The following is a 22,014-nucleotide window of genomic DNA, read 5'->3' as shown; positions in this document are numbered from 1 at the left end:
CGCTCAGCCTGCCGTGGTCGCGCCGGCCCCCCGCGCCGCGCGGTGCCGGGGCAGGGTGACGCCGCAGGCGGCCGCCTCCCGACGCAGCTGCTGCCGCTCGGCCTTGCGCTGCGCCGCGGTGGCGGGCCCGATGGGTCGCTCGACGCTCGCCTTCTGCAGGCAGGCGCGCTGCTCGGCGCTGAGCGAGACCCAGAAGGCCAGGCGACGCTCCGCCCGCGCGGCCTGGGGGAACGCGACGTCGCAGGCCTTCGCTGCCGCGGACACCTGGCGGAGCAGGGCCAGCCGGTCGGCGGCGGTCGCCGGGCCGGGGTGGGTGGTGACGTCGTGGCGCGCGAGACAGGTCTTCTGCGTGGTGTCGAGGCCGGCGTACCAGTGACGGACGAGACGACCACCGGGCACGGCGTCCGCGTGCTTGCGCGCTGCGGCGCTGCCGGCGGTCGAGGAGCTGTGGTCGGCGGTCGGGGTGAGCTGGTTGACGCCGGTGACGGCGACCGCGCTGAGCGCGAGGGCGGCCACGGCGGGCACGAGCAGGGGCACGGGTTCCTCCAGGGGGACGGCAGCCGGACGGTCCTGGCTGCAGGACGAGCCTGCTCCGGTCCCCTGCAGACCGACCCAGGAGCACCCGCAGATCTGCTGGAGGAACGGCGCCGGTGTCCAGGAGATCTCCAGGAAGTCCTCAGGAGCGTCTGGGGACGCCGTGGCAGGGTCGACCCGTGGGTGGTGCGCACGTGCTGGTGGTCGACGACGAGGAGAACATCTCCTACCTCGTGGCCTCGGCGCTCCGGTTCGCCGGCTACGAGGTGAGCACCGCCTCGACCGGTCGGCAGGCCCTCGAGCTGGCCGCCCGCACGCCGCCCGACGTGCTGGTCCTCGACGTGATGCTCCCCGACCACGACGGGCTCGAGGTCATGCGCCGGCTGCGCGCCTCGGGCAGCACCGCGCCGGTGATCCTGCTCTCGGCACGCTCGGCCACGGTCGACCGCGTGGAGGGTCTGACGGCGGGGGGCGACGACTACCTGACCAAGCCGTTCGCGCTGGAGGAGCTGGTGGCCCGGGTCGCGGCCGTGCTGCGCCGGCACGGGCCGGGCGGAGGTCCACGGGGCCGGTTGAGCGTCGCCGACCTGGTCCTCGACGAGGACGCGCACCGCGTCTGGCGCGGTGGCCAGGAGCAGCACCTGACGCCCACGGAGTTCACGTTGCTGCAGTGCCTGATGCTCAACGTGGGGCGCGTCGTGACCCGGGCGCAGATCCTCGACCGGGTGTGGGAGTACGACTTCGCCGGGGAGTCGGCGATCATCGAGTCCTTCGTCAGCTCGCTGCGCCGCAAGGTCGACACCCAGGACCCCCGGCTGATCCACACCGTGCGCGGGGTCGGGTACGCCGTGCGGGAGCCGACGTGACGCTGCGGCGTCGGCTGGAGCTCGCGCTGGCCCTGCTCACCGCCACCCTGCTGGTCGGTGGGGTCGTGGTGCTCGCGGTGCAGCGCGCCGAGGTCGTCCGCCAGGTCGACGCCCAGCTGCGCGACCTCGCCGGCGCGCCCGGCCCCCTGCTGAACCTGGCCCGCCGGGCCGACCTCGGTCTCCCCCGGGTCCAGGCCCCCACCGACGTGTACGTCGGGCGGGTCGACCGCCGCGGCCGGCTGACCACGCTGCTGGCCCCGGTCGACGACCCCGACCTGGTGCCCGACCTCTCCGGCGGGGTGGGCCCGTCCGACGTCCCCCGGACCGTGGCCACCACGAGCGGGAGCGCGGCTCGCGCTCGGATGCTGTCGGTGGACCTGCCCAACGGCGGTCGGATGGTGCTGGCCGTGCCGACGACCAGGACCGACGCCCTGGTGGCCCGGCTGGGGCTGGCCCTCGCCCTGGCGGGGCTGCTGGTCGGCGCCGTGGCCGGGCTGCTGGTGTGGTGGGTGCAGCGCCTGGGCCTGCGGCCGATCGCGGAACTGACGACGGCCGCCGACGAGGTCTCCGCCGGTCGGCTGCGGCGCATCGACCACGTCGGTCCGCCCGGCACGGAGGTCGCCCGGCTGGGCCAGGCGCTGGACGTGATGGTGGCGACCACCCTCGCGGCCAACGAGCAGATGGCGCGCTTCGTGGCCGACGCCTCCCACGAGCTGCGCACCCCGCTCACGACCATCGTCGGCTACTCCGCGGCCGCGGGTGGCGCCGGCGACCGCGCGGGCGCACCGGGCGCGGTCGCCGTGGCGCCCGACGACGCGCTGCGCCGGATCCACGAGGAGGCCGGTCGGATGGGCCGGCTGGTGGAGCAGCTGCTGGTGCTCTCGACGCAGGCACGGGTCGCTCCCGGGGACCTGCGGCCGGTCGACCTCGAGCGGGTCCTGCACGACGTCGCCGCCGACCTGAGGGTGGTCCAGCCCGAGCGCGAGGTGGGCGTGCACGTCGAGCCCGGGACCCAGGTGCCGGCCGACCCGGACCTGCTGCGGCAGGCGATCGTCTCGCTGGTGGGCAACGCGGTGCAGCACACCCCGGGGTCCGCCTCGATCCACCTCGACGGCGTACGCCGGGGGGACCTGGTCGCGGTGACGGTGGCCGACACCGGTCCCGGGATCGCGCCCGAGCACGTGCCCCACCTGACCGAGCGCTTCTACCGGGTCGACCCCTCGCGCAGCCGGCGCCGGGGCGGGAGCGGGCTCGGGCTGGCCGTCGTGGAGGCCGTCGCGCACGCCCACCACGGCCGACTGGTGGTGCGGTCCGAGCCCGGGCACGGCAGCCGCTTCACCCTCGAGCTCCCGGCCGTCGTACCGGACTAGCCCAGCCGACCCATATCTCCCGGTTCGCGAACGTTCCCCAGCGGACGTGACCACCGGTGGGGTACGTTTCACTCGAACAGCCAGGCCGAGACCCGAGACTCTGCCTGGCTGTTCGTCTGCCCGGACGTCCCCTCGGCGCGGACCACCGTTGTCGCCCGCGACGGCCCGTGAGAAGGTTGAACCTTCATCGGCCTGGGGCCGGTGCGACGAGGGGGACGCACGATGACCGACCAGCCCACGCCCGACGACCTGGCCGCCCGGCGCGACCGGATCCGCGACGCGCACCTGCGGCCCGCCGACGAGCGGCCGGCCTCGACCGCCCGCGGTCTCCACCACACCGCCCTGATCAGCGGCGACGTCGAGCGCACGATCCGCTTCTACCAGGACGTCCTGGGCTTCCCGCTCACCGAGCTGATCGAGAACCGGGACTACCCCGGCTCCTCGCACTTCTTCTTCGACATCGGGCACGACAACCTGCTGGCGTTCTTCGACTTCCCCGGCCTCGACGTCGGCCCGTACGCCGAGGTGCTGGGGGGTCTGCACCACTGCGCCATCTCGGTCGACCCCGAGCGCTGGGAGGCGCTGGTCGGCCGGCTGCAGGAGGCCGGGGTCGAGCACGAGGTGCACAGCGGCGTCTCGGTCTACTTCCGCGACCCCGACGGCGCGCGCATCGAGCTGATCGCCGACCCGCTCGGCGAGATGTACGGCCAGCACGTCCTCTGAGGACGACCGGGTCCCTCAGCGGGCCAGCAGCGCCAGCGAGCCCAGCGCGACCAGCCAGCTGACGAAGCTGCCCACCAGGAAGTACTCCGTCAGCTGATGGATCAGCCCCTGCTCCCGCCGCGACTGCAGCTCGGGCCACCGGAGCAACCCCTTGGCGGCCACCACGATGCTGGCGGCCGTCCACTCCCCCGCCAGGGCCAGGCCGACGATGAACAGCCGCTCCATCGGACCCAGCAGCCGCCCGCCCTTGAGCTGCTCCTCGGGGTCGGCGGCCGTGCGGTGGACCGCCGGGCTGACCGTGCCCGTGGCAGCGAGCACCAGGTGGACCAGGACGTTGCCCGTGGCCAGGTTGGCCCCGAGCACCCCGGTCACCAGCAGCACCCGGTCGGCGGAGACCCCGCGCAACGAGGGCACCCGGGTGTGGTCGAGCCAGGCGCCCACCAGGCCGTCGGCGGTGCCGGCCCACCCCGAGACCAGGAGCGCCAGGACGAGCGCCACCGCCAGCGTCGTCAACGGCCACCAGGCCGGCCCCGAGTCCAGCGCGCGACGCACCGTCTGACCCCACGCGACGACCACGGCGGCGATGACGGCCAGGGCCACGAGGTCACGTGGCCCGGTGAGGCCGGCCAGCAGCCCCAGCCAGACCGCCACGCTGGCGCCCAGGCACTCCTCGAGGACCGGTGCCGGCCGGACGGCCCGGACCAGGTCGGTCACCGCGACCCCCAGCAGCAGCAGCGCCACCCACGTCATCGAGCACCCATCTCAGATCCCTCTCATCAGCTCCTCGGCGGCGAGCACCGCCCCGAGACCGTCGCGTCGGAAGCGCTGGGACACCGCCGAGGCGGAGATCCCCTCCTGCGCGGCCAGCTCGTGCTGGCCGAGGCCGTCCAACGAGCCACGCAGGAGCCGCAGCGTGCGAGCAGCGCTGCGTCCGTCCACAGACCCAAGCACCTGGTCCCGACACACCAGCGCCGCGTTGACCACGCGAGGGTCGGGGCCGCCCTCCTCGCCGCGGTGGTAGGCGGTGCGCAGGGTCCGGGTCGCCGGACGCTCCGCCGCCGCCTTGGCCTCCTCGATGGCGGACCTGGCCGCCCACCAGCCCGGACCGTCCTCGACCCGGGGCTCCTCGGCGAGCACCTCGACCGCACCCCACCCGACGCCGTGGCGCACGTCGGCGACCGCGAGCAGCCGCAGCCGCAGCCACAGGGCCGCGTGCAGCGCCGCCCCGACCGAGGTGAAGGTCCCCTGGTACTCGTCGCCGATCGTGACCCGGAGGGGGGACACCGGCGACAGCGCCTCGTTGCCCGCCGCCACGGTCTCGGCCAGCGCGGCGTGCAGCTGGCCACGATCGGCACTGCGTCGCGAGCCGACGACGTCCCCGATCAGGGTGGCGACCACCTGCTTCACCTCTGGCATCTGAAGATCATAGCTTCATATTCGTCATTTGAAGCAGGTGAGCGTCACTCCCAGAAGATCCGGTCCACGATCCCACGGGCCCGCCGGGCGGCGCGCAGGTAGTCGTTGACCATCGCGTCGGACTCCCCCGGGGGGTACTGGAGCACCGCGGCGACGGCGGCCCGCTCCCGGGCGTCCCGGGGGAGCTGGTCGGCCGCCTTGCCGCGCACCTGGATCGTGGCGTTGCGGGCCCGGCTGGCGAAGCGCCAGGCCTCCCCCAGCCCGTCGGCGTCCTCGCGGGCCAGGAGGTCGTGCTCGACGGCCGCCTCGAGCGCCTCGAGCGTCCGCGTGGTCTGGAGCGCCTCGACCGCGCCGGCGTGGCGCATCTGCAGCAGCTGCACGGTCCACTCGACGTCGGCCAGACCTCCGCGGCCGAGCTTGAAGTGCGTCGAGGGATCGGCCCCCCGGGGCAGCCGCTCGGTGTCCACGCGCGCCTTGATGCGGCGTACCTCCACGACGTCGTCCTGTGACAGCCCCTGCGCGGGGAAGCGCAGGGGGTCGATCAGGGCGGCGAAGGCCGCCCGCAGGTCCGGGTCGCCCACGACGGGGTCGGCCCGCAGCAGCGCCTGGGCCTCCCAGACCGCCGACCACTTGCCGTAGTAGGCGGCGTACGACTGCAGCGTGCGGACCGGCGGCCCCTGCTTGCCCTCGGGGCGCAGGTCGGTGTCGATCTCCAGGGCCGGGTCGCGGCCGTGGGCGCTGAGCAGCCGGCGCACCTCGTTGGCGACCGTCGAGGCCACCGACGCCGCCACCTGCGGGTCCGCGCCGGGCAGCGGGTCGTGCACGAACATCACGTCGGCGTCGCTGCCGTAGCCCAGCTCGTGACCCCCGTAGCGGCCCATGGCCACGACCGCCATCCGGGTGGGGACCTCGACCCCGCGCGCCGCCGACACCGACCGCAGGACCACCTGGAGGGTGGCCTCCAGGGTCGCGCTGGTGACGTCGGTCAGGGCGTAGCCGACCTCGGCGACGCCGAACGGCACGCACAGGTCGGCCACCGAGATCCGCAGCAGCTCACGCCGGCGTACGGCGCGCACGGCGGTCACCGCCTCCTCCACGCTCCCCCGCCGCTCGGCCGCGGACACCATCTCGGCCTGCACGACTTGGCGACCCAGCGGCTCCAGCCGCTCCTGCTCGCCCAGGATCGCCACGGCCTGGGGCTCCCGGCGCAGCAGGCCGGTGGCGTAGCGGCTGGTGGCCAGCACCTGCGCCATCCGCTGGGCGGCCTCGCCCTCGTCGCGCAGGAGGCGGAGGTACCACGGCGTCGTCCCGAGCGCCTCGGAGATCGTCCGGAAGCCGAACAGCCCGGCGTCGGGGTCCGGGGCGTCGGCGAACCACTGCAGCATCACCGGCAGCAGGGTGCGCTGGATCTGCGCCCGACGGGTCACCCCGGAGGTCAGCGCCTCCAGGTGCCGCAGCGCCGCCTTGGGGTCCAGGTAGCCCAGGGCCGCCAGGCGGGCGCGGGCGGCCTCGGGGCTGAGCCGCGCCTCCTCGCCGCTGATCTGGGCCACGGCCGAGAGCAGCGGGCGGTAGAAGAGCTTCTCGTGCAGCCGGCGCACCTCGCGCCGGTGGAAGGCCCACTGCTGGTCCAGCTCGCGCACCGGGTCGCGCTGGTAGCCCAGCGACCGGCCCAGGCGACGCAGCGACGCCTCGTCGGTGGGCATCTCGTGGGTGCGCCGCAGGCCGAAGAGCTGGATCCGGTGCTCGAGGGTGCGCAGGAACGCGTAGGCGTCGTGCAGCGACCGGCCGTCCTCGCGCCCGACGTAGCCGCGCTCGGTGAGGCGGGCCAGGGCGCTCAGCGTGGTCGGGGAGCGGATCTCCTCGTCGGTGCGGCCGTGCACCATCTGCAGCAGCTGCACCGCGAACTCGACGTCGCGCAGGCCACCGGACCCGAGCTTGAGCTGGCGCTCGGTCTGGGCCGCGGGGATGTGCGCGACCACCCGGCGACGCATCGCCTGGACCTCCTCGACGAACCCGTCCCGCTCGGCGGCGGACCAGACGAGCGGGCCGACCAGCTCGGCGTACGCCGCCCCGAGCTCGGCGTCACCGGCGACCGGGCGGGCCTTGAGCAGGGCCTGGAACTCCCAGGTCTTGGCCCAGCGGCCGTAGTAGCCCTCGTGGCTGGCGAGGGTGCGCACCAGCGGACCGGAGGAGCCCTCGGGGCGCAGGTTGGCGTCGACCGGCCAGATCGTCCCCTCGCGGGTGTGGTCGGAGCAGACCTGCATCATCGTCGAGGCCAGCTGGGTGGCCGCCCGCATCGCCGCCTGGTCGGACTCGCCCTCGACGGTCTCGGCCACGAACACGACGTCGACGTCGCTGACGTAGTTGAGCTCGTGGCCGCCGCACTTGCCCATCGCGATGACCGCGAGGCGGCAGGTGGCCGACGCCGGGCCGACCCTGGCGCGGGCTACGGCCAGCGCCGCCTCGAGCGTGCCGGCGGCGAGGTCCGCGAGCTCGGCGGCCGCGTCGTCGACCCCGAGGTGGTGGGCCAGGTCGCGGGCGGCCAGGCGCAGCAGCAGCCGCCGGTACTCCACCCGCAGGGCGTCCATCGAGGCGGCGTGCTCGAGCCCGGCCACGGGGAGCCGGGCGTCCGGGTCCGCCCCGACCACGCCCAGCAGGCCCGCCCGCATGGCGGCGGCCGACGGCCTCGTCGAGCCCAGGGTCGGGTCGCACAGCTCGCGCCAGTGCTCGGGGTGGCGGCGCAGGTGCTCCCCCAGCGCCTGGCTCGCGCCCAGCACGCTGAGCAGCCGCATCGAGGTGCCCTCGTCGTCGGCCACCTCGCGCAGCAGGCGGTCCCGGTCGTCGGCGGCGTGCACCAGGGAGGCCAGCGACGTCAGCGCGAGGTCGGGGTCGGCGCTGCGCGCCAGCAGCGGCACCAGGGGCGTGGCCACGTCGCCGAGGTCGGCGAGCAGCTGCTGGGCCCGCTCGGGCTCCTCGAAGCCCAGCCGCGCCAACCGACCCGTCGAGTTCTCCGCACGCGCGACCACGCCCGGAACCTACCGCGCCCTCCCGCCGAGGGGGCTCGTCTGGCGGCCGAGGGGGCCCATCTGGCGCGCGAGGGGGCGCATCTGGCAGCCGAGGGGGCCCATCTGGCGCGCGAGGGGGCTCATCTGGCGGCCGAGGGGGCGCATCTGGCAGCCGAGGGTGCTAGCGACCGGTGGACCACCGGGCGTCCGGCGACCAGCCGGCGCCCTCGAGGCAGCGTCCGCTCCCGTCCAGGGTCAGGGCGGTGCTGACCGTGAGGGCGAGGTCGGCCCGGAGCCGGCGGGTGTGCGGCCGGCCGCTGCCGCCGCCGGTGCGACTGCCCTCGACCCGCACGTGCGGCAGTCCCTGGAGCCCCCAGACCAGGTCCTCGGCGGCGGAGTAGGTCATCGCGTCGACCAGCAGGCGCACCCGCCCGGGCCAGGTGCGCTCCCCCGGCTCGGCGCGCACCTCGACGGGGTCGGCCAGGCCGCCGCGGCCGTCGGTGAACCGGATGGTCCCGACCACGACCGGCTCGTGCAGCAGCATCGCGCGGATCTCCGTGGCCGACAGCAGCCGGCCGCCCGCGTTCCCGCGCAGGTCGAGGGTCACCTCGCACCGTCCGGCCAGCCGGTCCAGGGCCCACGCCACCCGGTCCGGGGTGCCCGGCCCGAAGCCTGCCAGCCGGACCCGGGCCCGGTCCTCGTCGAGCTCGACGTCGGGGCGCTCCCGGACGTGCTCGGTCCAGCGCCGTCGCTGCCCGCCGGGCCCAGTGGCGACGAGGGGGCGGGTCGGGCCGGCCATCGCCAGGAACCGCCGGGCGGCCGCGCGGGCGTGCATGTGCGGGGTCGCCCCCGTCGTCGACAGCCACCGTGCCGGGTCGTCGACCTCGACGACCCACCCGGGCCCGACGCCCGCACGTGCGGCGTCGGAGTCCTCGGGCACGCCGGTGAGCTCCAGGCCGCGCGAGGTGAGTGCACCGGCGTACGCCGGGTGGTGGGTGGGGCGCGGCAGCCGGTGCACCGCCGTGTGGGCGTCGCCGAGCCCTGCGACCCAGCGCTGCAGCGCGAGCACGAACCCCTCGTCGCTCTGGTCGGGGTCGGGACGGGCCGCGGCCCAGCGCTCGCGATCGACGGCGCGCAGGTCGAAGGAGGGCCAGACGTGCAGCACCTCGGCCTCGACCCGGTCGAGCACCTCGGCCGGGGTCGTCGCGTCGTCGTCGCGGGCGGTGGTCCCGGGCGCGTGGGCCAGGGTGTGCAGCAGGTTCACCGCGACCCCGTGCCGCGCCGGATCGGGCAGGAGGGCAGTGAGTCGTTGCCTCGGGGTGTCCCAGCGCAGCTCGGTCACGTCCGCGGCGGGGTCCACCACGACCTCCCACCCCGACCGCCCGTCCGGGACCCGCTCGGCGAGCTCGACGCCGACCCCGAGGACGGCCTCCAGCTCGGCGGGCTCGGCCCTCAGGAGGGCCACCAGCGACGGATCGGCAGCCCCGCCCGTCGCGACCACGAACGGGCGCGACCGGTCGAGGCCGTCCAGCGTCACCGGGCCACCAGGTGCGCCGTCTCGGCGTGCAGATGAGCCCCCTCGGCCACCACACGAGCCTCTTCGGCCACCAGATGAGCCCCCTCGGCCACCAGATGAGCCCCCTCGACGGTCAGATGACCGGGAGCATCCGGTCGCGCTCGAAGGCGGAGACCTGGCCGCGGTACTCCTCCCACTCCGCACGCTTGTTGCGGAGGAAGAACTCGTAGACGTGCTCGCCCAGGGTCTCGGCGAGCAGCTCGGAGTCCTCGGCGACCCGGATGGCCTCGAAGAGGTTGCGCGGGAGCTGCTCGAGGCCCAGGGCGCGACGCTCGCGGTCGTTGAGCGACCAGACGTTGTCCTCGGCCTCGCGCGGGAGCTCGTACTCCTCCTCCAGCCCCTTCATGCCGGCGGCCAGGACGACCGCGTAGGCGAGGTAGGGGTTGCAGGCGGCGTCGATGCTGCGCAGCTCGATGCGGGTGGACTGGGCCTTGTTGGGCTTGTACATCGGCACCCGCACCATCGCGGAGCGGTTGTTGTGGCCCCAGCAGATGTACGACGGGGCCTCGGTGCCGCCGATCAGCCGCTTGTAGGAGTTCACCCACTGGTTGGTGACGGCCGTGATCTCCGCGGCGTGGCGCAGGATCCCGGCGATGAAGTGGCGGGCGGTCTTGGACAGCTGGTACTCCGCGCCCGCCTCGAAGAACGCGTTCTCGTCGCCCTCGAACAGCGAGACGTGGGTGTGCATGCCCGAGCCGGGGTGGGTGGTGAACGGCTTGGGCATGAAGCTGGCCCAGATGCCCTGGCTCAGCGCCACCTCGCGCACCACGGTGCGGAAGGTCATGATGTTGTCGGCGGTGGACAGCGCGTCGGCGTACCTCAGGTCGATCTCCTGCTGGCCCGGGCCGCCCTCGTGGTGGCTGAACTCCACCGAGATGCCCATCGACTCCAGCATGCTGATCGCCTCGCGGCGGAAGTCGGCGCCGCGGGACTGCGCGGTGTGGTCGAAGTAGCCGCTGCGGTCGACCGGGATCGGGTCCTCACCGGCGCCGGGCCGCCCCTGGAAGAGGTAGAACTCGATCTCGGGGTGGGTGTAGAAGGTGAAGCCCTTCTCGGCTGCCTTCTGGAGGGTGCGCTTGAGGACGTAGCGCGGGTCGGCGTACGACGGGGAGCCGTCCGGCATCATGATGTCGCAGAACATCCGGGCCACCGACGAGCCCTCGCCCCGCCACGGCAGCAGCTGGAACGTCGAGGGGTCCGGGTGGGCCAGCATGTCGGCCTCGGTGACCCGGGCGAAGCCCTCGATCGCGGAGCCGTCGAAGCCGATCCCCTCGGCGAACGCGCCCTCGAGCTCGGCCGGCGCGACCGAGACCGACTTCAGGTAGCCCAGCACGTCGGTGAACCACAGCCGCACGAACCGGACGTCCCGCTCCTCGAGCGCGCGAAGGACGAAGTCTTCCTGCTTTCCCATGACGCCGAGCCTAGGGCGTCGGGGACCCGACCGGTGACCCAGTGGGTGACGCAGTCCCCGGCGGCCCCTGGTGGGTCGTCGCGAGGAGGGCCGCCGCCAGCGGTCGCCAGGCCGAGGCCAGCTCGTCGCGGGCGGCGGCGACCTGCGTCACGACGGCGGCGAAGCGATCCGGGTGCTCCTCCTCGGCCGCCCAGGTCGCGACGATGCCCTCGTCGACCTCGGGGTGCAGCTGGAGGCCCCGGACGGTGGGGGCGAAGCGCGCGGCCTGGAGGCGTCCACCGGCGGACCGGGCCAGCACGACCGTGCCGGCGGGGGCCGGCTCCACGACGTCACCGTTCCAGTGCAGCCCCACCCGCGCGGTGCGCGTCAGCGGCCCGAGCAGGGCGTCGTCGGCCGCGGCCGCGGTCCACCCGACGTCGAGCAGGCCGAGCTGCTGGCCGGCCGGGTCCGGGTCCGAGCGACCCCCGAGCGCCGCCGCGGCGAGCTGGTGGCCCAGGCAGATCCCCAGGGCGCTCACCCCGGTCGCGGCGGCCTCCCGCAGCAGCTGCTTGGTGGGCGTGAGCCACGGGTGGTCGGCGTCGTCGTGGGCGCCCATCGAGCCGCCGAGGACGAGGAGCACGTCGTGGCCGGTGAGGTCGGCGGGCAGCGCGTCCCCGGCGTACGGACGGCGTACGTCGAGCAGGGCACCGGCCTCGACCAACCAGGTGCCCAGCAGCCCGGCGGGGGCTCCGGCCTCGTGCTCGACCACCAGGACCCGCGGCGGCCGGGGCACGGACGGGTCGCTCACTCCCGCGGCACCCGGTCGAGGTCGGCCAGCCAGGCGGCCGGGCCCGCGTCCGAGGGCATCCGCCAGTCCCCGCGCGGCGACATCGTGCCGCCGGGGCTGACCTTCGGGCCGTTGGGCAGCGCGGACCGCTTGAACTGGCTGGAGAAGAACCGGCGCACGAACACCTCGAGCCACCGGCGGACCTCGGCCCGCCCGAAGGCGACGCGACGGTCCTCGGGGTAGCCCGGGGGCCACTCGCCGGCGTCGACGTCGCGCCAGGCGTGCTCGGCCAGGAAGGCGATCCGGCTGGGGCGCGACCCGTGGCGCAGCACGTGCCACAGCGTGAAGTCCTGGAGCGCGTAGGGACCCACCGAGGTCTCGGTCGACTGCGGCTGCTCGCCCTCGCGGGTCGGGACCAGCTCGGGGGTGATCTCGAGGTCGAGGATCGCCCGGAGCAGCTCGTTGACCTCCTCGGTCGGGGCGCCGTCGGCGCCGAGCTGGTCGCTGTCGGCGACCCAGCGGATCAGGTGCTGGATGAGCGTCTTGGGCACGCCGGTGTTGACCGCGTAGTGCGACATCTGGTCGCCCACGCCGTAGGTGCACCAGCCCAGCGCGAGCTCGGAGAGGTCGCCGGTGCCCAGCACGATCCCGCCGCGCTGGTTGGCCAGCCGGAACAGGTAGTCGGTGCGCAGGCCGGCCTGGACGTTCTCGAAGGTGACGTCGTAGACCTCCTCGCCGGCGCCGAAGGGGTGTCCCATGTCGGCCAGGAGCTGGCGCGCGGCGGGCCGGATGTCGAGCTCCTCGAAGGTCACGCCGAGCGACTCCGAGAGCCGCGTGGCGTAGGAGCGGGTGGTCTCGCCGGTGGCGAACCCGGGCATCGTGAAGGCCAGGATGTCCCTGCGGGGCCGCCCCAGCCGGTCCATCGCCTTGGCCGCGACGATCAGCGCGTGGGTGGAGTCCAGACCGCCCGAGACGCCGATGACGACCTTCGGGCCGCCGATGGCGCGCAGCCGCTGCTCCAGGCCGGAGACCTGAATGTTGTAGGCCTCGTAGCAGTCCTGGGCCAGGCGAGCCGGGTCGTCGGGGACGAACGGGAACCGGTCGACCTTGCGCCGCAGCCCGATGTCGCCGGCGGGCGGGTCCAGCGTGAAGGGGACCCGGGTGGGCTCCCCCCGGGCCCCGGAGGTGGCCAGGTTGTCGTCGAAGGAGCCCTGCTGGAGCCGCTCGCGGCGGATCCGGTCGAGGTCGACGTCGACCACGGTGCGGCGCGGGCCCGCGGGGAACCGCTCGGTCTCCCCCAGCAGGTCGCCGAGCTCGTAGACCATCGTCTGGCCGTCCCAGGACAGGTCGGTCGAGGACTCCCCCTCCCCGGCCGCGGCATAGGCGTACGCCGCCAGGCAGCGCGCGCTCGCCGACCGGACCAGCAGCCGGCGGTCCTCGGCCCGCGCCACCGTGATCGGCGAGCCGGAGAGGTTGAGCAGGACGGTGGCCCCGGCGAGCGCGGCGTGGGCGCTCGGGGGCACCGGCACCCACATGTCCTCGCAGACCTCGGCGTGGACCGCGAGGCCCGGCACGTCGGTGGCCTCGAAGACCAGGTCGTGGCCGAAGGGGACGTCCTGCCCGAGCAGGCGCAGGGTTCGCCCGGAGTGGAACGGGGACCCGGAGGCGAAGTGCCGCTTCTCGTAGAACTCGCGGTAGTTCGGCAGGTGCACCTTGGGGGCCACCCCGAGGACGCGGCCGCGGTGGATCACGACGGCGCAGTTGTGGAGGCGGCTGCGCCCGCGCAGCGGGGCCCCCACGACCAGCACCGGGGTGAGGTCGCGGCTGGCCTCGACCAGGGTGGCGATCGCCGCGACCACGGCGTCGAGCAGGACGTCGGCGAGCAGCAGGTCCTCGATCGAGTAGCCGCTCAGGCACAGCTCGGGGAACAGCGCGACCGCGACACCCTCGTCGTGGCAGGCCCTCGCCTCGGCGAGCACGGTGGCGGCGTTGGCGGCCGGGTCGGCGATCGCGACCGGCACCGTGCAGGCGGCGATCCGGGCGAAGCCCTGGGCGTAGGCCGAGGAGAAGTCCACGCCCGCAGTCTCGCAGAGACGGTCCTGCCCGGGGCGCACCGGCGTGACCAGGCCCACAGACCCGCGGCCGGGCGCACCACCGGCGCGCGGGTCTAGCGTCTCCCCCATGACCGAAGAGACCGCCCCCTACGGCACCGGCGCCGGGTCGACCGCACCGAGCGCCACGCCCCGCAAGCGGGTCCGCACCCACCACCTGCGCGAGCTCAAGCAGCGCGGCGAGCGGTTCGCGATGCTGACGGCGTACGACATGTACACCGCGGAGGTCTTCGACGAGGCCGGCATCGAGGTGCTGCTCGTGGGCGACAGCGCCTCCAACAACGTCTACGGCAACGCCACCTCGCTGCCCGTCACGGTCGAGGAGCTGCTGCCGCTGACCCGCGCGGTGTCGCGGTCGGCGGCGCACGCCCTGGTGGTCGGCGACCTGCCGTTCGGCTCCTACCAGCGCTCGCCGGAGCAGGCCTACGACACCGCCGTCCGGTTCATGAAGGAGGGCGGCGCCCACGCGGTCAAGCTCGAGGGCGGACGAGAGGTGGCCCCGCAGATCGAGCTGCTGACCCGGGGCGGCGTGCCGGTGATGGCCCACATCGGGTTCACGCCCCAGAGCGAGCACACCCTGGGCGGGTACCGCGTGCAGGGCCGCGGCGAGGCCGCCGAGCGCGTGCTCGCCGACGCCCGCGCGGTCCAGGAGGCCGGCGCCTTCGCCGTGGTGATGGAGATGGTGCCCGGCGACGTGGCGGCCGAGGTCACGGCCGAGCTGGAGATCCCGACCATCGGGATCGGCGCGGGTGCCGGGTGCGACGGGCAGGTCCTCGTCTGGCAGGACGCCTTCGGGCTGCGGGGCGGCCGGATGGCCCGCTTCGTCAAGCAGTACGCCGACCTGCGCACCGTCCTGCTCGACGGCGCCCGGGCGTACGCCGACGACGTCCGCGGCCAGACCTTCCCGGGCCCGGAGCACACCTTCTGACCCGGACAGACCGTGTCTGATCTGTCCGTTTATGACGCATTTGCTCATTTCGTGACGTAAGTCCGCCCTGTCGGGTCAGAATCGTCTTCACCAGCCGGGGTCCGCCCGGCTCGACCCGGTGAGGTCCCCATGGCTGAGGTCGTCGCCCGCCGCAAGAAGCGCCGCAAGAAGCGCCGCGCCCCGGTCAAGGTCGTCCGGCCCACGCCGACCCCGACACCCAAGCCGACACCCAAGCCGACCCCGAAGCCCACCCCGGCTCCGACGGCGACGCCCAAGCCGACCCCCGCGCCGACCCCGACCAGCCAGCCGACCCCGACGAGCGCGCCGGCGCCCACGAGCACCACGGCGCCGGCACCGACCCAGGCACCCACCCAGACGCCGGTGCAGACCCCCGCCCCCGGCGAGCAGTACCCCGTCCCGGCGACCCCGGCGATGGCGGCGACGCTGACCCCCTCGGCCCGCGAGCGATTGTTCCTGAACCGGTTCGGCAACGGCTTCTCCCAGCACGCCCTGGCCGGCCTGCGCGCCGTGGGCACCCCCGAGCAGTGGCTGGCCGTGCAGCTCCAGCCCACCCGGCTGGCCGAGCACCCCAAGGTCGCCGCGATCGACGGCTGGTTCCAGCCGCTGTGGCGCTCGGCGGCCGACAAGTGGGCCACCCAGGTCAACCAGACCAAGGGCGGCTGGGAGTACGGCCTGGACCTCGGCAACTGGAGCATCCTGCGCCGGATCTACTCCGAGCGGTCCCTGCTCGAGACGATGACCGACTTCTGGGCCACCAACCTCAACATCCCCGTGGGCCACGACAAGGCCTGGATCCACCGCTTCGACTACGACGCCACGATCCGTGCCAACGCCCTGGGCACCTTCGAGGACCTCCTGCGCGAGTGCTCCCTGCACCCGGCGATGCGGCTCTACCTCGACAACTGGAAGTCGATCCGCGGCATCCCCAACGAGAACCAGGGCCGCGAGCTGCTCGAGATCCACACCGTCGGTCGCGACGCCGGCTACACCGAGGCGATGGTCAAGGACTCGGCCAAGCTGCTCTCGGGCTACACCGTCGACTGGGGCGAGAGCTACGAGGCCTACTACAAGACCGCGGCCCACACGACCGGGCCGGTGCAGGTGCTGGGCTTCACCCACGCCAACGCGAGCTCCGACGGCCAGGCCGCGACCGTGGCCTACCTGAAGTACCTCGCGAACCACCCGGCGACCGCCCGCAACCTGGCCCGCAAGCTGGCCCTCTACTTCGTGTCCGACTCCCCGTCGGCCGGTCTGCTCGACGCGATCGCCTCGGCGTACCTCGCGAACGGGACCAGCATCGCCGCCGCGCTCACCGCGCTGGCCACCCACCCGGAGTTCGCCGGGTCGGCGGGCGCCAAGGTGCGCACCCCGGTCGCGGACCTGGTCGCCACCGCCCGGGTCCTGGAGGTCGACGTCAACGACGACAACACCGGCGACCACTACACGCACGGCGCGCAGTGGTCCATGGGCGGCCCCCAGCTCTTCACCTGGCCCCGCCCCGACGGTCCCCCGGTGACCGGCGAGGCCTGGTCCTCGGCGTCCCGGGTGTTCGCCTCGTTCTCGATGCACTACAACCACGCGGGCGGCTGGTGGCCCAAGGGAGCGGCGTACAGCCCGCCGGTCGGCTGGCTGCCCACCCCCACGATCCGGCTCGACGCCCTGGTGGACCACCTGTCCCGACGCTGGCTGGGGCGGCCCGCGGACCAGCGGCTGGTCGACGCCGTCACCCAGGGCACCGGCCAGGCCGCGTCGGCCTCGGTCAGCGCCACGCACGCGATCGTGCGCTGGCTGTTCCCGCGACTGACCATCGCCCTGCTCGACACCCCCGACCACATGACCTCGTGAGGCAGACGATGACCGACCCCCGAGACACGACCGGCGCCGCCCCGGGCGGCCCGAGCCGACTCGCCTCCTGCTGCTCCGGCTACGCCACGTCGCGACGCTCGGTGCTCAAGGGCGCGGCCGCCCTGGGCGGCACCATGGCCCTGACCCAGATGTTCGGCGAGTCGATGATGCAGGCGACGTTCGCGGGCACTCCGGGCAGCGGCACCCTGGTCGTGCTCAGCCTGCGCGGCGGCATCGACGGCCTCGGCGTCGTGGTGCCCCACGGCGACCCCGGCTACTACGCCGCCCGCCCGACCACCGCGGTGGCGAAGTCCTCGGTCGTCTGCGCCGACTCGATGTTCGGCCTGCACCCGAAGATGGCGCCGCTGGCCCCGTTCTGGGCTTCCGGGGAGCTCGCGGCCGTCCAGGCGGTCGGGCTGCCGGTCGCCAACCGCTCGCACTTCGCCGCGATCGAGGAGGTCGAGGACGCCGACCCCGGCTCCAGCGCCCGCACCGGCTGGATCAACCGGATGGTGGGCCTCGGCGCGACGTCCTCGGTCACCGACGCCGTCCAGCTCGGCCAGTCCTTCCCCACCACCGCCCTCTCGGGGCCGCGCCCGCTGCTGGCCGCGGCCTCCCTCGACGGGCTCAAGGTCTCGGCCACCGAGACGACCTACGCCACCCAGCGGTACGCCTCGCTGGCCAGCGCCTGGAAGGGCGCGACCGGTCCGATGGCCTCGGGCACCACCGAGGCGGTCAACGTCTCCAAGGGGGCCGGCACCGCCATCGCCGCGGCGCCCGCCGGGACCACGGCGTACCCCACGGTCTGGAACGCCTCGCCCTTCTCAGACCCGCTCAAGAGCGCCGCGAAGCTGATCCGGGCCGACGTCGGCACCGATGTGATCGCCATCGACGCCGGCATGTGGGACTTCCACACCGGCTACGGCACGCTCGGCTGGGGCTCGATGCAGAGCAACGTCGACGGCCTGGCCCAGTCGCTGGCCGCGTTCCTGACCGACCTGGGCAGCCTGCGCTCGCGCGTCACCGTCGTGACGATCTCGGAGTTCGGGCGCCGCGTGCAGGAGAACAGCAGCCAGGGCTTCGACCACGGCTGGGGCAACATGATGCTGGTCGCCGGCGCCGGGGTGAAGGGCGGGAAGTACTACGGACGCTGGCCCGGGCTGGACTCCGCCTCGCTGTCCGACGGCGACCTCAAGGTCACCACCGACTACCGCAACGTGCTCGGCGAGATCGTCGCCAAGCGGTTCCCCGACCGCAGCATCCCCGGACTCTTCCCGGGCCTGTCCTACGCACCGCTCGGTTTCATGGCCTGAGCCTGGTCCCCTCCGGGGCCTGCGCGACTAGCCTGGAGCGGTGCTGCGACCTCGGACCGTGCTCACCGCCCTGCTCACCGCCACCCTCCTGGTGCCGGCCGGGGCGGCCAGCTCGCTGAGCAGGGCGCCGGCCGCGACGACCGCGCAGGCTCCCCGCCTCACCGTGACGACCCTGGCCTCGGGCCTGGACATCCCCTGGGACGTCCAGCCCCTGCCCGACGGGCGACTGCTGCTCGACGAGCGCACCACCAAGCGGCTGCTGCTGTGGGATGCGGGCACGCTGCGTCCGGTGCAGTTCCCGGCGAGCTCGGTGTGGGCCAGCGGCGAGACCGGGTTGATGGGCCTCGCGGTCGACCCCGCCTTCGGGACCAACCGACGCTTCTACTCCTGCCAGGGCGGTTACCGCACCGGCGGCCACCAGGTCACGGTCCGGGCCTGGACCCTGTCCGAGGACTCCTCGACCGCCGTCCCCGCCGGCACCCTGCTGGCGGGGCTGCCGGCCAGGAGCGGACGTCACGGCGGCTGCCGGCTGCTCGTCGCGCGCAACGGCGCCCTGCTCGTGGGAACCGGTGACGCCGCGGTCGGGACCAACCCGCGCAACAAGCGCTCCCTGGGTGGCAAGACCCTGCGCCTGGACCGGATGACCGGACGTCCGTGGCCCACCAACCCGTGGATCCACGCCCGCGACTCCCGCCAGCGCTACGTCCTGACCTACGGCCACCGCAACGTCCAGGGCCTGGCCCAGCGCGCGGACGGCAGCCTGTGGTCGGTCGAGCAGGGCACCACGCGCGACGACGAGGTCAACCTGCTCCGTCCGGGCAGCGACTACGGCTACAACCCCGTGCCGGGCTACAACGAGAAGCGACCGATGACCGACCACCGGCTCCCGGGCGCGCAGCGCAGTGCCCGCTGGCGCTCCGGCTACCCCACCCTGGCCACCTCGGGCGGCACCTGGGTGCCGACCCAGGCGCGCTGGGGCGCCTACGCCGGGACGCTGGCCGTGGCGGCGCTGAAGGCGCAGCGGGTGGTCTTCATGACCTTCGACGCCCAGGGCGTCCTGCGCGGCACGCGCACCCCCGCGGAGCTGCGCGCCTACGGCCGGCTGCGCTCGGTCACCGCCCTCCCCGACGGCGACCTGCTCGTCACCACCTCCAACGGCGGCGGCCGGGACCGGCTGCTGCGGGTCGCCCCGACGGGCTGACCGACGGGCTAGCTCCAGCCCCAGGCGCGGGAGCCCACCGAGACCACCGGCGCCCACACCAGGAAGCCCACGACGGCCAGCCAGACCACCCGACCCGGGTGCGGCAGGAACCAGCGGCCGGCCAGGACGAGCAGCACCAGCCAGGTGAGCAGGAACAGCACCGAGACCCACCACGGGACGACCACGATCGTGGCCACCATCAGGAACAGCACGCAGGCCAAGCCGGAGTAGCCGACGAAGCCCCAGGGGGAGACGGTCTGCTTGGGCACGCGCGAAAGGCTACGCGCTGGTGCCGGTGAGCGTTAGCGTGACTCGTGGTGCGGTCGCTCGGTGCGGCCGCCGTCCCTCGGAGGCCCCGATGCCGCTCGTCCCTCGCGCGTCCCGCACGTCCGGCACCCGTCCGTGGTGGCCGCTCCTCGTGCTGCTGCTGGCCGGGCAGCTCCTGGTCGCCGCCCCGCTCTCGAGCGCCGACGCGGCGTCCGCCGGTGCCACCGACGGGCCCCACCTCGTGCTCACCGCCCCGGCGTCGCCGAAGGCAGGGCTCGCGGCGACGTTCACCGCTGCCCTCACCGACACCGCCTCGGCGCCGGTGCCCGACACGGCGGTCACCCTGCAGCGGCTCGACGACACCGCCTGGACGACGGTGGCCACCGGGCGCACCGACAGCACGGGACATGCCCGGCTGAGCGCCGTGGTCCCGGCCGGCGCGCACTCCTGGCGCGCGGTGCAGAGCGACCCGGCCCACCCCACGCTGGTCTCCGACGTCGTCGCGGCCACCGGCCAGGTGCTGGCCTCGACCCTGTCGCTGAGCGCGCCGGCCACGGTCGTCGACGAGCGCAGCGTCACCCTGCGCTTGGCCTGGACGGCCTCGGACTCCACCCCCGTCGCGGGCCTGGTCACCGTCTCGCGCCGGCTCGGCTCGGGGGCGTGGACGACGTACGCCCGCGTGCGGACCAGCGCCGCCGGCGTCGCCTCGCTCGTGGTCACGCCGCGCTCGGACTCCCGCTGGCGCGCCACCGGAGCGGCCGGGTCCTGGTGGGAGGCCGCGACCTCGGGCACCGAGTCGATCGACAACCTGCCGCCCGCTCCCCCGGTGAGCTACCCCGCCGCCGCGCCCCGCCCGGCGTACACCCCTCCCCAGGGGCGCGCCTCGGGCGCCGGGGCCCACGTCGTGATCACCACCGTCCCGACCTCGGTGTGGCGCACGATGGTCGGGCGCACCTGGCACCGCGGCTGCCCCGTGGGTCGCTCCGGGCTGCGCCTGCTGCGCGTGAACTACTGGGGCTTCGACGGCTACCGCTACCGCGGCGAGATGGTGCTGGCCACCGCTGCCGCGGGCCGGGCCGGCGCCGCCCTGAAGGAGATGTACGCCGGTCGCTACCCGATCCGCCGAATGTACCGCGAGGACCGCTTCGGGTGGAGCGCCAAGCTCCACGGCGCCAACGACTACGCCTCGATGGGCGCCGACAACACCTCGGGGTTCAACTGCCGCAGCGTGGTCAACAAGCCGGGCGTCCTGAGCCCGCACGCGCGGGGCCGGGCCATCGACCTGAACACCTGGGAGAACCCCTACCGCTCGGCCACCGGGCTGGTCCCGAACTCGTGGTGGGCCACCCGCAGCGACCCGCGGATGGCCTGGCGGTCGAGCTCGCACCCGGTGGTCCGCATCTGGGCCCGGCACGGCTTCCGCTGGACCTACGGCACGGGCGACAGCCAGCACGTCGACGGTCGCGGCACCCCGGTCGTCACCTTCGGGGGCTTCTCCGGCTGAGCGGGGCGCCCCACCGGCAGGGGACGGTCAGTCCTCCTGCTGGTCGTCGTGCCACTTCGGGTCGTCGTCCCACTCCTGGTTGCGCTCGGCGACCTTGTCCAGCGCGCGGGAGGCCTCCGCCTCGCTGGCGTAGGGCCCGAGGCGGTCGGCGTTCTTGCAACCGTCGTGACCCTCGACCGACTTGTGCTTGAGGCAGTACCAGAACTCGCTCATGCGGCCTGAAACTACACTTCACGCCGTGACCGCCCTAGTCCCCGGAACGATCTCGCCCCGCCGACCGGTGCCCGCGTCGATCCCGCGCCCGGAGTACGTCGACCGTCCCGCGCCGGCCCCCTTCACCGGCTCCGAGGTCAAGGACGCCGAGACCATCGCGCGGATGCGGGCGGCCAGCACCCTGGCCGCGCAGGCGCGCGAGCTGGTGGGCTCCCACGTGGTCCCCGGCGTCACCACCGACGAGCTGGACCGGATCGGCCACGAGTTCCTCTGCGACCACGGCGCCTACCCCTCGACGCTGGGCTACAAGGGCTTCCCCAAGTCGCTGTGCGCCAGCGTCAACGAGGTGGTCTGCCACGGCATCCCCGACAGCACGGTGGTCCAGGACGGCGACATCGTGAACATCGACATCACCGCCTTCCTCGACGGCGTGCACGGCGACACCAACGCCACCTTCCTCACCCCCGGCACGCCCCCCGAGGTCGTCGACCTGGTCGACCGCACCCGCGAGGCGCTGCGACGCGCGATCAACGCCGTGCGCCCCGGCCGCCAGATCAGCGTGATCGGCCGGGTGATCGAGTCCTACGCGAAGCGCTACGGCTACGGCGTCGTGCGGGAGTTCACCGGCCACGGCATCGGCACCTCGTTCCACTCCGGGCTGGTGGTCCCCCACTACGACGAGCCGCACTACGACGACGTGATCCGGCCGGGCATGACCTTCACCATCGAGCCGATGCTCAACCTGGGCACCCACGAGTGGGAGATGTGGGACGACGGCTGGACCGTGGTCACCCGCGACCGCCGCGTCAGCGCGCAGTTCGAGCACACCCTGCTGGTCACCGAGACCGGCGCCGAGGTGCTGACGCTGGCCTGAGGGCCCGAGGGTGCGGTCATCTCGTCCGAACCTCGCACCTGTCACACATCGGACACGTGACCTCGCTAGG

The 22,014-nt window shown here is 74.2% G+C and carries 19 protein-coding genes; 9 read left to right on the top strand and 10 right to left on the bottom strand.

Features of this window, described 5'->3' with window-relative positions; all coding sequences use genetic code 11:
• Window positions 1-3: 3 nt before the first annotated feature.
• Entirely contained in the window at window positions 4-537 is a 534-nt protein-coding gene (locus ACYVDA_RS06015; RefSeq protein ID WP_460815995.1) for a hypothetical protein, read from the bottom strand.
• A gap of 176 nt (window positions 538-713) precedes the next feature.
• On the opposite strand from ACYVDA_RS06015, the gene ACYVDA_RS06010 reads away from it, so the two are divergent.
• The 3 genes from ACYVDA_RS06010 (at window position 714) to ACYVDA_RS06000 (ending at window position 3,493) form a co-directional block, all read left to right on the top strand.
• A complete protein-coding gene (locus ACYVDA_RS06010) occupies window positions 714-1,400 on the top strand; it encodes a response regulator transcription factor (RefSeq protein ID WP_460815994.1) in 687 nt (228 codons plus the stop codon).
• Entirely contained in the window at window positions 1,397-2,770 is a 1,374-nt protein-coding gene (locus ACYVDA_RS06005; RefSeq protein ID WP_460815992.1) for a sensor histidine kinase, read from the top strand. Before ACYVDA_RS06010 ends, ACYVDA_RS06005 begins: the two co-directional genes overlap by 4 nt.
• A gap of 222 nt (window positions 2,771-2,992) precedes the next feature.
• Complete coding sequence (locus tag ACYVDA_RS06000) at window positions 2,993-3,493, top strand: VOC family protein (RefSeq protein ID WP_460815990.1); 501 nt, start codon at window positions 2,993-2,995, stop codon at window positions 3,491-3,493.
• 15 nt (window positions 3,494-3,508) lie between these two features.
• Here the strand turns inward: ACYVDA_RS06000 and ACYVDA_RS05995 are convergent, their stop codons facing one another.
• The 7 genes from ACYVDA_RS05995 to ACYVDA_RS05965 all read right to left on the bottom strand — a co-directional run bounded on the left by ACYVDA_RS05995 (window position 3,509) and on the right by ACYVDA_RS05965 (window position 13,742).
• A complete protein-coding gene (locus ACYVDA_RS05995; protein WP_460815987.1) occupies window positions 3,509-4,243 on the bottom strand; it encodes a hypothetical protein in 735 nt (244 codons plus the stop codon).
• Window positions 4,244-4,255: 12 nt separating this feature from the next.
• Complete coding sequence (locus tag ACYVDA_RS05990) at window positions 4,256-4,909, bottom strand: SatD family protein (RefSeq protein ID WP_460815985.1); 654 nt, start codon at window positions 4,907-4,909, stop codon at window positions 4,256-4,258.
• 44 nt (window positions 4,910-4,953) lie between these two features.
• Window positions 4,954-7,935 (bottom strand): bifunctional [glutamine synthetase] adenylyltransferase/[glutamine synthetase]-adenylyl-L-tyrosine phosphorylase, encoded by a 2,982-nt coding sequence (locus ACYVDA_RS05985; RefSeq protein WP_460815981.1) that lies wholly within the window; start codon window positions 7,933-7,935, stop codon window positions 4,954-4,956.
• A gap of 160 nt (window positions 7,936-8,095) precedes the next feature.
• Window positions 8,096-9,451: a S41 family peptidase gene (locus tag ACYVDA_RS05980; protein WP_460815978.1), complete on the bottom strand. Its 1,356-nt coding sequence runs from the start codon at window positions 9,449-9,451 to the stop codon at window positions 8,096-8,098.
• 112 nt (window positions 9,452-9,563) lie between these two features.
• Window positions 9,564-10,901: a type I glutamate--ammonia ligase gene (gene glnA / locus ACYVDA_RS05975; RefSeq protein ID WP_460815974.1), complete on the bottom strand. Its 1,338-nt coding sequence runs from the start codon at window positions 10,899-10,901 to the stop codon at window positions 9,564-9,566.
• A 10-nt stretch (window positions 10,902-10,911) separates the two neighbouring features.
• Complete coding sequence (locus ACYVDA_RS05970; protein WP_460815972.1) at window positions 10,912-11,688, bottom strand: type 1 glutamine amidotransferase; 777 nt, start codon at window positions 11,686-11,688, stop codon at window positions 10,912-10,914.
• A complete protein-coding gene (locus ACYVDA_RS05965; RefSeq protein WP_460815970.1) occupies window positions 11,685-13,742 on the bottom strand; it encodes an NAD(+) synthase in 2,058 nt (685 codons plus the stop codon). The genes ACYVDA_RS05970 and ACYVDA_RS05965 overlap by 4 nt, the downstream gene beginning before the upstream one ends.
• Before the next feature lie 106 nt (window positions 13,743-13,848).
• Here ACYVDA_RS05965 and panB point away from each other — a divergent pair, with 106 nt between their 5' ends.
• From panB to ACYVDA_RS05945, 4 genes are all read left to right on the top strand, one after another.
• The gene (panB, locus tag ACYVDA_RS05960; RefSeq protein ID WP_460815968.1) at window positions 13,849-14,706 is read left to right on the top strand and encodes a 3-methyl-2-oxobutanoate hydroxymethyltransferase; all 858 of its coding nucleotides are present in this window, start codon (window positions 13,849-13,851) and stop codon (window positions 14,704-14,706) included.
• 129 nt (window positions 14,707-14,835) lie between these two features.
• Window positions 14,836-16,572, top strand: a complete 1,737-nt coding sequence (locus tag ACYVDA_RS05955) for a DUF1800 domain-containing protein (protein WP_460815965.1) — start codon at window positions 14,836-14,838, stop codon at window positions 16,570-16,572.
• An 8-nt stretch (window positions 16,573-16,580) separates the two neighbouring features.
• Window positions 16,581-17,885, top strand: coding sequence for a DUF1501 domain-containing protein (locus ACYVDA_RS05950; RefSeq protein WP_460815962.1), 1,305 nt, complete (start codon window positions 16,581-16,583; stop codon window positions 17,883-17,885).
• A 40-nt stretch (window positions 17,886-17,925) separates the two neighbouring features.
• The gene (locus ACYVDA_RS05945) at window positions 17,926-19,086 is read left to right on the top strand and encodes a PQQ-dependent sugar dehydrogenase (protein WP_460815959.1); all 1,161 of its coding nucleotides are present in this window, start codon (window positions 17,926-17,928) and stop codon (window positions 19,084-19,086) included.
• 8 nt (window positions 19,087-19,094) lie between these two features.
• On the opposite strand, the gene ACYVDA_RS05940 is transcribed toward ACYVDA_RS05945, so the two are convergent.
• Window positions 19,095-19,355: a hypothetical protein gene (locus ACYVDA_RS05940; protein ID WP_460815957.1), complete on the bottom strand. Its 261-nt coding sequence runs from the start codon at window positions 19,353-19,355 to the stop codon at window positions 19,095-19,097.
• A gap of 89 nt (window positions 19,356-19,444) precedes the next feature.
• Here ACYVDA_RS05940 and ACYVDA_RS05935 point away from each other — a divergent pair, with 89 nt between their 5' ends.
• Window positions 19,445-20,857 carry a M15 family metallopeptidase gene (locus ACYVDA_RS05935; protein ID WP_460815955.1) on the top strand — a complete coding sequence of 471 codons (1,413 nt, stop codon included), beginning with the start codon at window positions 19,445-19,447 and terminating at the stop codon, window positions 20,855-20,857.
• Window positions 20,858-20,884: 27 nt separating this feature from the next.
• Here the strand turns inward: ACYVDA_RS05935 and ACYVDA_RS05930 are convergent, their stop codons facing one another.
• Complete coding sequence (locus tag ACYVDA_RS05930; protein WP_460815953.1) at window positions 20,885-21,070, bottom strand: hypothetical protein; 186 nt, start codon at window positions 21,068-21,070, stop codon at window positions 20,885-20,887.
• A gap of 25 nt (window positions 21,071-21,095) precedes the next feature.
• Between ACYVDA_RS05930 and map the strand changes: the two genes are divergently transcribed.
• On the top strand, window positions 21,096-21,944 hold the full coding sequence (gene map, locus ACYVDA_RS05925) for a type I methionyl aminopeptidase (RefSeq protein WP_460815951.1): 849 nt from the start codon (window positions 21,096-21,098) through the stop codon (window positions 21,942-21,944).
• The last annotated feature ends 70 nt before the right edge of the window (window positions 21,945-22,014 follow it).

The organism is Nocardioides korecus, from assembly GCF_054778395.1.
This window is presented reverse-complemented; position numbering and strand designations above follow the sequence as displayed.

What these genes read in the sequence shown, in the direction of transcription:
- glnA (WP_460815974.1), bottom strand. Translation starts at nt 10,901, where the DNA reads ATGGGAAAGCAGGAAGACTTCGTCCTTCGCGCGCTCGAGGAGCGGGAC.
- ACYVDA_RS05950 (WP_460815962.1), top strand. Translation starts at nt 16,581, where the DNA reads ATGACCGACCCCCGAGACACGACCGGCGCCGCCCCGGGCGGCCCGAGC.
- panB (WP_460815968.1), top strand. Translation starts at nt 13,849, where the DNA reads ATGACCGAAGAGACCGCCCCCTACGGCACCGGCGCCGGGTCGACCGCA.
- ACYVDA_RS05995 (WP_460815987.1), bottom strand. Translation starts at nt 4,243, where the DNA reads ATGACGTGGGTGGCGCTGCTGCTGCTGGGGGTCGCGGTGACCGACCTG.
- ACYVDA_RS06000 (WP_460815990.1), top strand. Translation starts at nt 2,993, where the DNA reads ATGACCGACCAGCCCACGCCCGACGACCTGGCCGCCCGGCGCGACCGG.
- ACYVDA_RS05955 (WP_460815965.1), top strand. Translation starts at nt 14,836, where the DNA reads ATGGCTGAGGTCGTCGCCCGCCGCAAGAAGCGCCGCAAGAAGCGCCGC.
- ACYVDA_RS05935 (WP_460815955.1), top strand. Translation starts at nt 19,445, where the DNA reads ATGCCGCTCGTCCCTCGCGCGTCCCGCACGTCCGGCACCCGTCCGTGG.
- ACYVDA_RS05990 (WP_460815985.1), bottom strand. Translation starts at nt 4,909, where the DNA reads ATGCCAGAGGTGAAGCAGGTGGTCGCCACCCTGATCGGGGACGTCGTC.
- ACYVDA_RS05930 (WP_460815953.1), bottom strand. Translation starts at nt 21,070, where the DNA reads ATGAGCGAGTTCTGGTACTGCCTCAAGCACAAGTCGGTCGAGGGTCAC.